This is a genomic window from Candidatus Alcyoniella australis (assembly GCA_030765605.1).
Lineage (GTDB): Bacteria > Lernaellota > Lernaellaia > JAVCCG01 > Alcyoniellaceae > Alcyoniella > Alcyoniella australis.
Genome location: JAVCCG010000130.1, coordinates 1 through 13,515 on the forward strand (window position 1 = coordinate 1; position 13,515 = coordinate 13,515).

Annotated in this window: 9 protein-coding genes; 6 read left to right on the forward strand and 3 right to left on the reverse strand. The window is 64.4% G+C overall.

Annotated features, from left to right (window positions below; all coding sequences use genetic code 11):
• From P9M14_15935 to P9M14_15945, 3 genes are all read right to left on the reverse strand, one after another.
• Positions 1-1,295: response regulator (locus tag P9M14_15935; GenBank protein MDP8257236.1), on the reverse strand; the 1,295-nt coding region annotated here is incomplete at its 3' end.
• 126 nt (positions 1,296-1,421) lie between these two features.
• Positions 1,422-2,363, reverse strand: a complete 942-nt coding sequence (locus tag P9M14_15940; protein MDP8257237.1) for a deoxyhypusine synthase family protein — start codon at positions 2,361-2,363, stop codon at positions 1,422-1,424.
• Positions 2,360-2,947 carry a D-sedoheptulose 7-phosphate isomerase gene (locus P9M14_15945; protein ID MDP8257238.1) on the reverse strand — a complete coding sequence of 196 codons (588 nt, stop codon included), beginning with the start codon at positions 2,945-2,947 and terminating at the stop codon, positions 2,360-2,362. Before P9M14_15945 ends, P9M14_15940 begins: the two co-directional genes overlap by 4 nt.
• A gap of 228 nt (positions 2,948-3,175) precedes the next feature.
• Between P9M14_15945 and glgC the strand changes: the two genes are divergently transcribed.
• The 6 genes from glgC (at position 3,176) to P9M14_15975 (ending at position 13,301) form a co-directional block, all read left to right on the forward strand.
• Positions 3,176-4,417: a glucose-1-phosphate adenylyltransferase gene (gene glgC / locus P9M14_15950; GenBank protein MDP8257239.1), complete on the forward strand. Its 1,242-nt coding sequence runs from the start codon at positions 3,176-3,178 to the stop codon at positions 4,415-4,417.
• A gap of 5 nt (positions 4,418-4,422) precedes the next feature.
• Positions 4,423-6,594 carry a glycoside hydrolase family 57 protein gene (locus tag P9M14_15955; GenBank protein ID MDP8257240.1) on the forward strand — a complete coding sequence of 724 codons (2,172 nt, stop codon included), beginning with the start codon at positions 4,423-4,425 and terminating at the stop codon, positions 6,592-6,594.
• A 1-nt stretch (position 6,595) separates the two neighbouring features.
• Positions 6,596-8,743, forward strand: coding sequence for a DUF1926 domain-containing protein (locus tag P9M14_15960; protein MDP8257241.1), 2,148 nt, complete (start codon positions 6,596-6,598; stop codon positions 8,741-8,743).
• Positions 8,740-10,467 carry a DUF1957 domain-containing protein gene (locus tag P9M14_15965; protein ID MDP8257242.1) on the forward strand — a complete coding sequence of 576 codons (1,728 nt, stop codon included), beginning with the start codon at positions 8,740-8,742 and terminating at the stop codon, positions 10,465-10,467. Before P9M14_15960 ends, P9M14_15965 begins: the two co-directional genes overlap by 4 nt.
• 7 nt (positions 10,468-10,474) lie before the next feature.
• Positions 10,475-11,476 carry a galactose-1-phosphate uridylyltransferase gene (gene galT, locus P9M14_15970; GenBank protein ID MDP8257243.1) on the forward strand — a complete coding sequence of 334 codons (1,002 nt, stop codon included), beginning with the start codon at positions 10,475-10,477 and terminating at the stop codon, positions 11,474-11,476.
• Positions 11,477-11,666: 190 nt separating this feature from the next.
• A complete protein-coding gene (locus P9M14_15975) occupies positions 11,667-13,301 on the forward strand; it encodes an OmpA family protein (GenBank protein MDP8257244.1) in 1,635 nt (544 codons plus the stop codon).
• Positions 13,302-13,515 lie beyond the last annotated feature (214 nt).

Here is a 13,515-nt window from a genome sequence, read left to right on the forward strand (position 1 = left end):
TCGGGGTAGCGTTCGTAGGCCTGGGACACGCGCTTCTGAAAGAGCGGGATCTTGCCGCCCGCGGCCCGGGCCTCGCGCGCCTCCAGTATCTCGCGTTTGCTCCGTCGATCCCCGACTTCGCGCTTTCGCCGGCGGCGCTGCTGTTGTCGACGGTCGACGACCACCGCCTCGATTGTGATCAGGAAGTACAACAGCTGCAGCGACTCGGTGAGCGTCAGGCTGCTCTCGCTGAGGATCCTGCCGATGTTCTGCTGCCGGCCCACGGAGCGGTAGTACTTCATCTCCGAGGGCTTGAGCACGACCTGTCCGGTCTCGACCAGGTTGGTCTTGGTCTTGACCGGCCGTACGTTGGTGAAGTCGCGGAAGTACTCCTCGAGCCGCTGCAGCGACATGTAGCGCCGGATGCCCTCGAGCACCAGTTTGGGCGCGTTCTGGCTCAGGCAGAGGTTTTTATCGAGCTCGAAGTCGCCGGCGGTGAAGTGGTACTCGCCGTCGTCCCAGGCGAAGATTTTGAGGATCTTTTCCTTGATCTGGTCGATCAACGCCGTGTACAGCTGGTGCGGCGTGAGCACGCCCATCTCGATCAACACCGCGCCGTGCTGTTTGCCGCTGCTGATCATCTGCTGCAGGCTGGCGTTGTACTGCTCGGTGGTGATCATCTCACGCGAGAGCAGGTAGCGGCCCAGGGACTCGTTGGAGAGGTTGCTGGTGACGAATACCGGGTTGCCGCGGCTGATGTAGACGATCTTGGAGACCGACTCGCTGATCATTCGCAGCGCGCCGTTGCGCTCGTATTTGTACAACGTGTAGAGCAACTTGCCCAGCGGCACCTCGGCCAGGGTGCCCTCGCGTCCGATGCGGCGGCTGATCCATTGCCGGTCGTCGCCCACCGCCACGTCGATCGGCATCTCCGGCTCGCCCAGGGCGAACAGCTCGCGCAACAGTCGCTCGAGCTCGGTAACGTCCACGGGCTTGGCCAGGAACGAGTCGACGCCCAGCCGCTTGAGGTGTTCGTACTGGTCCTGGAACGCGCGGTAGGCGCTGCTCATCAGTACGGCCTTGAACAAGCCGCCGCCGGGCTTCTCGCGCAGGCGCTGGATGACCTTGACGCCGGGCATGCCCACCAGCAGCGCATCGATCAATACCAGGTCGGGGTTGGTCTCGTCGAAGCGCTCCAGCGCCTGCTGGCCGGTGGTGACCCAAACTGTCTGGATTTCGCGTCCGGCGAAGAACTCGGAGAGCGCCTCGTACTGCGAATGGTCGTGCTCGCCGATCAGCACGCGCTTGAGGTTCATCGCGGACCCCTTGCGTTCAATGCGAGCTTCGCCTTGATGTTTGGTGGGCTTTCGTCCATCGCTCCGTCGCGGTATCTGTGCTGTAAAACATTATATTCGCGCGATTTACGGCGCTTGTCCAGTTCATCATCTGGCGTCGGAAACGATCTCGACCAACGTCTGGTGCAGCATTGGAATAAGAATCTCGTGGTGGCCGGTGATCGCGATCCCCTGTCCGCCCTGGGCCACCGGCCGCGTGATCACGTTCTGGGTCGGGCGGTAGTGCTGGATGAAGTCGAGGTTGGCCGTGGTAAAGTTCGTGGGCGCACCCTCGATGTTGCGCGCCACACTCAGCGCCTTGAGGAACACCTCGGGCAGCAGCACCGCGCTGCCCAGGTTGAGGTACACGCCGCCGTCGAGCTGGGCCACGATTTGGGTCAGGGCGTCGAAGTCGCGCATGCAGCCCGTGGCGCACAGCTCGGCCGGGAACTGCGGATGCATGTGTAGGATGTCGGTGCCCAGGGCGATCACGCCGTAGGCCTGCAGGCCCAGGCGCTCGATCGCGGCCAGCAGGCTGATCTTCAGATACGGCGGCACCAGATCGAGAATGCCGCGACCCACTGCCCCGCCCAGACCGCGTCCGGCCTCGATCCCTTGGCGGATGAAGCGGTTGAGATACTCGGCGGTCTCGGTCGCCATGCCGAACTCGCCGCGCCCCAGGCTTTGGGCCACGTCCTCGCTGGTTTTGCCGGCAAAGGCCAGCTCGAAGTCGTGAATCATCACCGAGCCGTTGAATACAATCGCGCTGATCAGCCCGCGCTGGGCCAGGTCGATCAGGTAGGGCGAGCAGCCGGTCTTGATTACGTGGCCGCCCAGTCCGACGATCACCGGCCGGTCCGCCTGCCGCGCCTCGACGATCGCCCGCGCCAGTTCGGACATTCCACGAGCGCCAAAGCTCCGCGGCATCCCGCAGAGCCAATCTTTGAACGAGACGCCCGCCGATCGCGGCCTTCCCAGGTCGTCGCGGTCGACTAGGCTATGGCGGCTGCTCAAAGGATAGGTTTTAATTTTGTCGCGTGGGCCGCTCACTTGTGCTCCGCGTCGCGCGGGAACAGCAGCCGCTCGGAGATGTCGCACAGCAGGTGGCCGATGGCGATGTGCACTTCCTGGATTAAGGCGGTCCGCCCGCCGGGAACCTCGATCGCCACGTCGCACAATGCGCTCAGCGGTGAGCCCGCGGGCCCGCACAGGCCGATCACCGACAGCCCCAGCTCGCGCGCGACCTCGCAGGCCAGCAGCACGTTGGGGCTCGAGCCCGATGTGCTGATCGCGATCAGCACGTCGCCGCGGCGGCCCAGCGCCTCGATCTGACGCGAGAAGATCCGCTCGTAGCCCATGTCGTTGCTCACCGAGGTCATGGTGCTCGCGTCGATGGTCAGGGCGATGGCGGACATGCCGGGCCGCTCCAGCTCAAAGCGGTTGACCCACTCGGCGGCCAGGTGCTGGGCGTCGGCCGCGCTGCCGCCGTTGCCGCAGATCAGGACCTTGTTTCCCGCGGCCAGCGCGTCGGCGATCATCTGCGAGGCGCGCTGGATGAGCTCGGCCTGGGCCTCCAGGGTTCGCATGCGCAGCTGCGCGCCCTCGCGGGCGTGGGTCAAAATCAGTTCTTTCACAGTACCCCGTCCTCCGGGTGAACAGTAGAATCCAACCTGCGGGCCTGTCAAGGATCGATCGTATCGATAACCCCCCGAATTGCAAGTTGGTTTGCGATCGATGCCCACGGCGGTCCACTAGCGCGGCCGGGCCCGGCCGCGCTTTGACAGCCATGAGGTTGCGGGATAGATTCAAGTTAAGACACAGGGGACTTAAACTATATAACGACCCCGGACGGCGAATCCCAGATGGCCTATAAGACGAATCCCAGAGTGCTCTCGATGATTCTCGCCGGCGGCGAGGGCAGCCGCTTGCAGCCGCTGACCAAGACCCGGGCCAAACCCGCGGTCCCCTTTGCCGGACGCTACCGGATCATCGACTTCGTGCTGAGCAACTTCATCAACTCGCGCTTCTATCGAATCAAGGTGCTGACCCAGTACAAGTCCAACTCGCTGAACAAGCACATCAGCCGCGGCTGGCACCTAACCCACGTGGGCGGCAACTTCATCGAGCCGGTCCCGGCGCAGCAGCGCGTGGGCAAAGATTGGTACCGCGGCAGCGCCGACGCGATCTATCAAAACATCGAGATCATCACCGACGACAATCCCGAACACGTGCTGATTTTCGGCGCGGACCACATCTACAAGATGAACGTGCGCCAGATGCTCGCCGAGCACATCGAGCGCAAGGCCGAATGCACTATCGCGGCGATCCCCATGCCCTGCGACCAAGCGTACAAGTTCGGCGTGCTCGAAATCGACGAGGACTGGCGGCTGATCGGTTTCCAGGAGAAGCCGAAAAAACCCAAGACGATTCCCGGCCGTCCCGACCTGTGCCTGATCTCGATGGGCAACTACATCTTCACCGTCGACACGATCATCGAGGAGGTCCAGCGCGACCACGGCGCTGAGTCGCAGCACGACTTCGGCCGCAACATCATCCCCGGGATGTACAAACAGCGCTACGTGCACGTCTACGACTTCTCGCGCAACTCGGTCCCGGGCATGTCCCAGAACGAGCGCGGATATTGGCGCGACGTGGGCGACATCGACACCTATTGGGAGACGCACATGGACCTGATCAGCGTCTCGCCGCGGCTGGACATCCACAACGTGCAGTGGCCGATCCACACCTACTACTTCCCCTATCCGCCGGCCAAGTTCATCTTCGACGACGAGCAGGGCAAGCGCTTGGGTGTGGCCACCAACTCGCTGGTCTCCGAAGGCGCAATTATTTCCGGCGGACACATCGACCGCTCGATCCTCAGCCCGATGGTGCGCATCAACTCCTACAGCTACGTCAGCGAATCGATTCTGTTCGAGGACGTCAACATCGGCCGCCACGCGATGATCAAGCGCGCGATAATCGATAAACACGTGGACGTCCCGCCGGGCGCCAAGATCGGCTACGACCTAGAGGAAGACAAACGGCGCTTTCACGTCACCGCCTCGGGGATCGTCGTGGTTCCCAAGCGCCATCAATTCAAGTAGGGCCCGTGCAACGGCTCTCGGTCCTTTTCCTGTGGCACATGCACCAGCCGGACTACTCCCACGGTCTGGACGGCGACTACCGCCTGCCCTGGGTGCGGCTGCACGCCTGCAAGGGCTACTACGAGATGATCGCCGCCCTGCGCCCCTTCGAGCGCATCGGCGCAACCTTCAACTTCTCGCCGTGCCTGATCGCGCAGCTCGAGGACTACGCGCAACGCGGCCTGGAAACGCCCGAGACCTGCTTGCAGCTCTCGCTCAAATCGCCGGGCGATCTGACCCACGACGAGGTCGACCGGCTGCTCTCGGACTTCTTCAACGCCAACTGGGACACGATGGTCCGGCCCGAGCCGGGCTACGCGCGGCTGCTCGAGAAACGCGGATTGCGCTCGTCGCCGCAGTACCTGGCCCAGGCCCGGCGGTCGTTCAGTAAACAAGACCTGCTGGATTTGCAGGTCTGGTTCAACCTCGCCTGGTGCGGCCCGGCAGCCTGCCGCGACCTGCCGCAGCTCGCGCAGCTTAAGCGCAAGGGGATGCAGTTCAGCGCACAGGACAAGCGCGAGGTGCTCGTGGCGCAGATCGAGCTGGTGCGCCGGGTGCTGGCCGAATATCGCGAGGCCGCGCAACAAGGCCGGATCGAGATCAGCGCCTCGCCGTTTTACCACCCGATTTTACCGCTGCTGATCGACAGCCGGTTCGCGCATCGCGCATCGCCCGAACGCGACCTGCCCTTCCGCTTCCGCGCGCCCCGGGACGCCCGCGACCAAATCGAGCGCGGACTGGATCGCATGCAGCGCTGGCTGGGAACCCGCCCCAGCGGGGTCTGGCCCAGCGAGGGCTCGATCTGCCCCGAGCTGATCGGGATGCTGGCCGAGGCCGGGGTCGAATGGATCGCAAGCGACGAGGGCGTGCTGGCGCGCTCCCTTGATCGGCACGCGGAGCGCGAGGACTGGCTCTACCGGCCCTACACCGTGCGCCGCAACGGCAGCCAGGTGCGGGCGCTGTTCCGCGACCACCAGCTCTCCGATCTGATCGGCTTCACCTACTCCAAGAACGACCCCCGCGAATCGGCCGAAGATTTCGTCGGGCGGCTGCAAAGCATCGGCGAGCGGACCGCCGGGCGCGGCGACGAGCCGTGCGTGGCCGTGGTGCTCGACGGCGAGAACGCCTGGGAATATTTCCCCGGCGGCGGCGAACGCTTTCTCGAGGCGCTGTACTCCAAGCTCGAGTCCCAGCCCAACCTGCGCGTCGAGCGCATCGGCGAATATTTGAGCCGCGTCCGCGAGCCCGCAACCATCGAGCGGCTGCACTCGGGCAGCTGGATCAACGCCGATTACAACGTCTGGATCGGCCACCCCGAGGAGAACCAGGCCTGGAACCTGCTGGGCCAGACGCGGCAGATGCTGGTCAGCAGGCAGCGCCGCGGACCGGCGTTGGAGCAGTCTAAAATCGATCGCGCCTGGGAGCTGATCTATCAGGCCGAGGGCAGCGATTGGTTCTGGTGGTTCGGCGACGATTTCACCAACCCGCAGAAGGACGTGTTCGACGGCCTGTTCCGCAGCAAGCTCGCCGCGGTCTTCCGCGAGCTGGACGAGCCGTTGCCCGACGAATTGCAGCGGCCGCTGAGCCGGGACGAGCACCAGGCCGATCCGCTGGAGCCGCCGCTGGACTTCATCACGCCGCGCATCGATGGCCGCGTAACCCACTTCTACGAGTGGGAGAACGCCGGAGTACTCAAATTCGGCCAGTCGCGCGGCCAGATGCACCTGGGCCGCTCGCTGCTGGCCAACGCGTTCTACGGCTTCGACCTGCAAAACTTCTACCTGCGGCTGGACCCCTGCGCCGAGCTGTTGTCCGAGCCCGAGGTCATGGCCTCGCTGTTGATCGAGGGGCCCGCGACGTTCGAGGCGCGCTTCGCCCTGCGCTTCGACGGCTCGCTGAGCAGCTACACCCTGAGCCGCAGCGAGGGCGGCGAGCAACAGATCGAGTCGATCGCCGGACACGACGTAATCGAGCTGGCGCTGCCGTTTGCCGCGATCAACGCCGAGGTCGACCAGCGCTATCGGCTGCAGCTGCGGCTCTACAAGTCCGGCATTGAGCTCGATCGCCTGCCGCGCTACGACTCGCTGGAGCTACAGATCCCGGACAAGTCTTTCCAAAATCTGATGTGGTCCTGTTGAAATGAGCAATCTCAAAGCGTTCCTCTCCCTGACAATCCACAACCACCAGCCGGTGGGCAACTTCGACTGGGTATTCCAGGGCGCGTTCGAGCGCTGTTACGAGCCGTTTATCGCAATGCTGGCCGAGCACCCCTCGATCAAGGTCGGCCTGCACTACTCCGGCCCGCTGCTGGACTGGTTCGAGCAAAACCAGCCGCAGTTTATCGACAAGCTCGCCGTGCTGGTAAATCGCGGACAAGTCGAAATGCTCGGCGGCGGCTACTACGAGCCGATCCTGTCGGTGCTGCCCGAGGCCGACGCCCTGGGCCAGTTGGCGATGCTCGCGGACTGGATCGAACGCCGATTGGGCCAAGCGCCGCGCGGAATCTGGCTCACCGAGCGCATCTGGGAGCCGGGCCTGCCCGACCTGCTCTCGCGCGCCAACGTGAAGTACACCCTGGCCGACGACAACCACTTCCGCTACGCCGGGCTGAGCGAGGACCAACTCGCGGGCTACTACCTCACCGAGAACCGCGGTAAGCGGATGGCGGTCTTCCCCATCGACCGCACCCTGCGCTACACGATCCCGTTCAAGCAGCCCGAGCAGACCATCGAACATTTGCGTCAACGCAGCCGACTGTGGCCCGGCGTGCTGCTCAACTACGGCGACGACGGCGAGAAGTTCGGCCTGTGGCCCGGGACCCACGAGTGGGTCTACGGCGAGCGCTGGCTCGAGCGCTTCTTCACGGCGCTGGAGGAGTCCGCGGACTGGCTGGAGACGATCACGCCCGGCGCGGCGCTGGAGCGCTTTGAGCGTGTGGGCCGGGTCTACCTGCCCACGGCGAGCTACCACGAGATGATGCAGTGGGCGCTGCCGGCCCAAGCTGCGGCCGACATGGCCCAACTGGTCGACGAGCTCAAGGAGCGCGGTGAGTACGAGCGGATGCTGCCCTTTATCCGCGGTGGATTCTGGAACAACTTCTTCGTCAAGTACCCCGAGTCCAACCGCATGCACAAACGGATGCTCCACGTCAGCCGCATGCTCGATAGCGCTGGCCAGGCGGCGCCCGAGGCGGCGCGGCACGCGCTGTACCGCAGCCAGTGCAACTGCGCCTACTGGCACGGGCTGTTCGGCGGGCTGTACCTGAACTATCTGCGCCACGCGGTCTACGAGAACATCCTCGCGGCCCAGCGGCTGCTCGACGAGGCAACGGGCGATCTGCAAGGCCGGGTCGAGGTAGAGCAAGAGGACTACGACTGCTGCGGCATCGACGAGCTGCTGGTGCGCAGCACCAAGCTGTGCGCCACGGTCCAGCCCGGCTACGGCGGCGGACTGAGCGAGATCAGTTTTCGGCCGCGCGACTTCTGCCTGACCGACGTGCTGGCCCGGCGCTACGAGGCCTACCACAGCCGACTGAGCAACGCGCAGAGCCCGGGTGCCGACCAGGGCGATCCGCAGAGCATCCACGATCGGGTTCAGGTCAAGGAGCAGGGTCTGGAGAACCTGCTGTACTACGACTGGCACGAGCGCTTGTGCGTGCTCGACCATCTGCTGGGCGAGGGCTACGACCTCGAGGCGCTGGAATCGGCGAGCTATCGCGAGTGGGGCGACTTCGTCAATCAACCCTACGAGGTAGCCGCGGTCGTCGCTCCGCAGCACGGAGCGGCGCAGATCCGCCTGGTGCGCGACGGCGGGCTGTGGATCGGCGGCGACTGCCATTGCTTCACAATCCAAAAGAGCTACCGCTTCTTTCCCGACTCGGCCGACGTCGAGATCGGCCTGACCCTGATCAACCGCTCAACGCAACACCAGTCGATCAACTACGGCTGCGAGTTCAACCTTACGCTGCTGTGCGGCGACCAGCCGGACCGGCGCTGCGAAATCAACGGCGCGGCGGACGAACAATCGTCGATGGGCGGCCGCGGCGTGAGCCCCGAGGTGCGGCGCGTGGTGTTGATCGACGAGGCGTCGGGCTTCCGTGTTAAGCTGGAGGTCGACCGTCCCTGTGAGCTGTTCCGCTGGCCGATTGAAACCGTCAGCCAGAGCGACGGCGGATTCGAGCGCACCTACCAGGGTTCGTGCCTGCTGTTCGTACACAGTTTTGAGCTCGAGCCCGACCAGCAGGCCCAGATCAAATTCAAGCTTTGCATCGAGGAGGTCCCGAAGTGAGCACTATCGGAAGCTTTACGTTCGTACTGCACAGCCATTTGCCCTACGTGCTCTCTCACGGTCGTTGGCCCCACGGCACCGACTGGCTCAACGAGGCCGCGGCCGAGACCTACCTGCCGCTGCTGGACGTGTTCGGCCGTCTGGCGGCCGAGGGGCTGCCGATCAAGCTGACCCTGGGTATCACGCCGATCCTTGCCGAGCAGCTAAGTTCGCTGGACTTCGCCCGCGAGTTCAACGGCTACCTCAAGCAGCGCATCGAGGGCTGCGAGACCGACATCGCACACTTCACGCGCACCAAGCAGACGCAGATGGGGCGGCTGGCCGGGATGTGGCTCGACTTCTACCGCCGCACGCACCTGCGCTTTACCGAGCATTATGACGAGGACATCGTCGGCGCGTTCGCCAAGCTGCAAGAGCGCGGCCTGATCGAGATCATCACCAGCGCGGCGACCCACGGCTATTTGCCGCTGCTGGGCTACGACGAGGCGGTGCGCGCCCAGGTGCGCGCCGGGGTCGAGACCTACAAACGCCACTTCGGCTGCGCGCCGCGCGGAATCTGGCTGCCCGAGTGCGCCTACCGACCGGCCTACCCCTGGAAGCCGCCGGTGGCCTCGCAGGCCCGGCTGCCCATGGAGCGCGAGCGACTGGGAGTCGAAGAGCTGCTGGCCGAGAACGGCATCGAGTACTTCATTACCGACAGCCACATGCTCGTCGGCGGCAAGGCGATCGGCGCCTACCTCGACCGCTTCGACGCCCTGCGCAATCTGTGGTCGCAGATGGACCGCTCGACCAAGATCGAGGGCAAGCCGCAGAGCCCCTACGGCGTGTACGCCGTGGCCAGCCGCGAAGGGCAGCGCGACGTTTGCTCCGTGCTGGTGCGCGATCCGCGCACCGGGGTTCAGGTCTGGTCCGGCGAGCACGGCTACCCCGGCGACGGCCAATACCTCGAATTCCACAAGAAGCACTTCCCCAGCGGCAACCGCTACTGGCGGGTGACCGGGTCCAAGGCCGATCTGGCCGACAAGCAGATCTACGACCCCGAGCAGGTCGAGGCGCGGCTGGATGAGAACGCCGGACATTTCGTCGAGCTGGTGCACCAGGTGTTGCGCGAGCATCATCAGGCCACGGGCGAGCCCGGACTGCTGTGCGCGCCGTTCGACACCGAGCTGTTCGGCCACTGGTGGTTCGAGGGTCCGCGCTGGATCGAGAAGGTGCTGCGCGGTCTGGCGCGCTCCTCCGAGGTCGAGCTGACCAGCGGTTCGGAGTATCTCGACGGCCATCCGCCGACCACGGCCGTGCGCCTGCCCGAGGGCTCGTGGGGCGAAGGCGGGTTCCACTACATCTGGCTCAACGAGTGGACCGACTGGACCTGGAAGCACATCTACTCCGCCGAGTCGCGGATGATCGAGCTGGCGCGCGACTTCGCGCGCAGCGACGATGCCGACCTGCGGCGCGTGCTGCGGCAGGCGGCGCGCGAGCTGCTGCTGCTGGAGTCCAGCGACTGGCAGTTCCTGATCAGCACCTGGAGCGCCCGCGACTACGCCGAGACGCGGCTTGTGGAGCACAACGCGGACTTCACCCGCCTGGCCGCGCTGGCGCAACGCCTGGGCGAGGGCGGAGCGCTGGACGAGGGCGACTGGTTGTTCGTCGGCGAATGCGAGACGCGCGACGACGTTTTCAGAGACGTCGATCCACAATGGTGGGTCGGCGGGAAAGCGGAGTAGACGACCGATGCCGCAACTTCGTAAAGACCCGATCATCGGCCGCTGGGTGATTATCTCCACCGAACGCGCGCGCCGTCCCAACGTTTTTTCCAAGGAGCCCGTGGAAAAAATCGGTCACAAGAACTGCCCGTTCTGCCCGGGCAACGAGTCGCACACCCCATCCGAGATTTTGGCCGACCGCTCCAACGGCTCGCAGCCCGACGGCCCGGGCTGGACCCTGCGCGTGGTGCCCAATAAGTTCCCGGCGCTGCGGGTCGAGGGGCAGCTGGACCGCGAGGGGGTCGGACTCTACGACCAGGAGAGCGGCGTGGGCGCCCACGAGGTGATCATCGAGACGCCGGACCACGATTGCGCGTTCTCGGAATATTCCGACAGCCAGATCGAGGACATCCTGTGGGCCTACCGTGAACGGATGATCGACCTAAAGCGCGACACGCGGATGAAGTACGCGATGATTTTCAAGAACCACGGCGCCAGCGCCGGCGCCAGCCTGGAACATCCGCACAGCCAGCTGATCGCCATGCCGATCGTGCCCAAGAACGTGCTCGAGGAGCTCAAGGGCAGCCGCGAGTACTATGGCTACAAGGAGCGCTGCGTGTTCTGCGACATCGTGCGCCAGGAGACGCGCGACCCCGAACGGCTGATCGCCGAGAACACCGACTTTGTGGCCATCGCGCCGTTCGCCAGCCGCTTCCCGTTCGAAATCTGGATTTTGCCCAAGCACCACGACTCGTGCTTCGAGGACGCGCAGAAGCACGAGTTCGCGTTCCTGGCCAAGATCTTCAGCGAGGTGATGAAGCGCCTCGACCGCGCCTTGGACAGTCCGGCGTTCAACTTCTATCTGCACACCTCGCCCTTTGGCGAGCAGCACAACGAGTACTACCACTGGCACTTTGAGATCATGCCGCGGCTGAGCAAGCTCGCCGGGTTCGAGCGCGGCACCGGGTTCTACATCAACCCCACTCCGCCGGAACAGGCCGCCAAGTACCTGCGCCGGATCGAGCTGTGAACGCAGACCGGATCGCTTCGCCCGCGACCCGCTCCAGCGGGTCGAAGTGGTTGATGTGCCCGGCTCGAGCTTCTACGCCGATCCCGAAAAACGTAGCGTGGAACGTCGACGAGGCTTCTTGACAAGGCTCGCGGTGGTAAACTACCTTCGGCAAGAATTAGAGAGTATACGTTCAATGGAGGGCTCGATAATGCGGCGATATCTAACAATCTGTGCCGTGCTGATCATATTCGTCAGCGGCCTGGTGAGCGTCGAGGCGCTGGCCGCTAAACCCGACCAGGTCTCGAATACGATCACCAACCTCAAGCAGATCACCCGCGACAAGGGCGTGGAGGTCTATCCCGATCCCGCGCCGGACGAGAAGTTTATCGTCTACGCCAAGTGGGTGGTGGTCAACGTCAGCGGGTTCTACGACATCTTCCAGCTCGACCTGTCCAACGGCCGCGAGATCAACCTCACGCCCGACAGCCCCAAGCACGACGAAAATCCGGTCTACAACGAAGACGGCTCCAAGGTGCTGTTCGACTCCTACCGCCAGAAGGAGCGCAGCGTCTGGATCGCCGAAGCCGGCGGCGGCGGCGGCATTCAGCGCATCAGCCGCGGCAGCTCGGCCGACTTCGACGGCGACATCAGCCCCGACGGCCAAAAGGTCGTGTTCTGCGCTTACAAGGGCAAGCGCGACATCCGCGAGGTCAAGGGCGGCGAGCGCCACGACATCTTCCGCGGCGCGGAAATGCCCTCGATCATGCTGGCCAACATCGACGGCAGCAACCAACGCGAGATCGCCAAGGGCATCAACCCGACCTTCAGCCCCGACAGCAAAACCATCGCCTTTGCCGGCAACATCAGCGGCACAATGGAAGTCTATACGCTGAACATCGACGGCACCGGCCTGACCCAGATTACCAAGGGCAACAGAAAAGAGCCGAGCCTCGAGCCGACCTTCTCGCCCTGCGGCGAATATTTGGCCTTCTCCTCGCGCCGCGACAAGAACTGGGACATCTACATGGTCGAGATCAAGACCAACCGCCTGACCCAGCTCACGGTGCACGACGAAGTCGACGGCGGACCCTCCTGGGGCTCCGAGGGCAACATCTACTTCCACTCCAAGCGCTCCGGATCGTGGGACGTATGGAGCATGAAGCCCATCGGCTACGACGCGGACATGGATAAAGACAACATCCGCGGCGCCGCCGACAAGTGCCCCAAGCAGGCCGAGGATTTCGACAACTGGCAGGACGAAGACGGCTGCCCCGATCCTGACAACGACGGCGACGGATTCCTCGACGCCGACGATAAGTGCCCGGATCAGGCCGAAGACATGGACGGCCAGCTCGATGAGGACGGCTGCCCCGACCTGGACAACGACAACGACGGCATTCCCGACGACCAAGACGGCGCACCCACCGAGCCCGAGACCCTCAACGGCTTCCGCGACGACGACGGCATTCCCGACCGTCCGCCGCTGGACGACAAGTTCATCGTCGCCGGCCTGTACTTCAAGAGCGGCCGCTACGAGGTGACCCCGGAGAGCTTCGCTGTGCTCGACGACCTGTCGCGCAAGATCGAGGCCGACACCATGGCCAAGGTAGAGGTCCGCGCGTTCACCGACAGCCGCGGCAAAGATCAGCGCAACCTCGAGCTCAGCCAGCGCCGCGCCGACGCGGTCAAAGCCTATCTGATGAGCAAAGGGATTGATCCCAACCGCCTGATCGCCGTGGGCTACGGCGAGCAGTTCCCCGTGGCCGACAACCGCACGGCGGAAGGCCGCGCCAAGAACCGCCGCGTCGAAATCGTCCGCCTCTGGAGCCCGCCGAACAAATAATCCGCGCGCATCCAATGCAACCTACCGGGGAGGGGCAATCGCCTCTCCCCGTTTTCTTTGCCACCCCCACCCCCTGGCGAGAGAGAGAGGGGGGGGGGGGGGGGGGGAAAAAGGGGGAACAAAATTTTTGGTTAGTAAATGCGCGGAAATAATTTTTTTTTGTTCAGCTCCCGACCCCGTGCACCCGAGTTTCAACGGAAGTTGTTTTTGTTCA